The organism is Polaromonas sp. P4_H1, assembly GCF_056400945.1.
This window is the reverse complement of sequence record NZ_JBFUKG010000103.1, coordinates 1-586: the sequence shown is the minus strand read 5'-3', so window position 1 is coordinate 586 and position 586 is coordinate 1. Positions and strand designations below refer to the sequence as shown.

The window sequence follows — 586 nt, the reverse complement described above, 5'->3', positions numbered from 1 at the left end:
GTTCGATCTCGCCAATGTGATGGTGGTGTCGCCCGACGTCGGCGGCGTCGCCCGTGCCCGCGGCCTTGCCAAACGCATCAACGCGCCGCTCGCCATCGTCGACAAGCGCCGCGAACGCCCCGGTGAATCCGAAGTGATGAACGTGATTGGCGACGTCGCCGGCTACACCTGCATCCTGATCGACGACATCGTCGACTCCGGCGGCACGCTGGTGAACGCCGCCGATGCGCTACTCAAATACGGTGCCAAGGACGTCTCCGCCTATCTCACCCATGGCGTGCTGTCCGGCGGCGCCGCCGCGCGCATCGCCAATTCCAAGCTCAAGGAATTGGTGATCACGGACTCGATCCAGCCCACGGAAGCCGTCAGCAAATCGCCGAACATCCGCGTGCTCTCGGTTGCCTCGCTGATCGCCGAAGCGATCGGCCGCACCGCATCGGAAGAGTCGGTATCGAGCCTGTTCGACTAAGGCTCGCGCCTCTACACGATCCCGGCCGCGACCTGACCGCGCAGACGTTCCAGACTGAGCAGCGTCTCGGCGCAGGCGGCGGCAACCTTGAGGCCGCTCTCCGCAAAGTGCTTGCGG

At 65.4% G+C, this 586-nt stretch carries 1 protein-coding gene; it reads left to right on the top strand.

The features are described from left to right. A partial coding sequence (gene prs, locus AC1DS5_RS25335) for a ribose-phosphate diphosphokinase (protein ID WP_477721000.1) occupies positions 1–469 on the top strand: 469 nt, incomplete at its 5' end. Between the last annotated feature and the right edge of the window lie 117 nt (positions 470–586).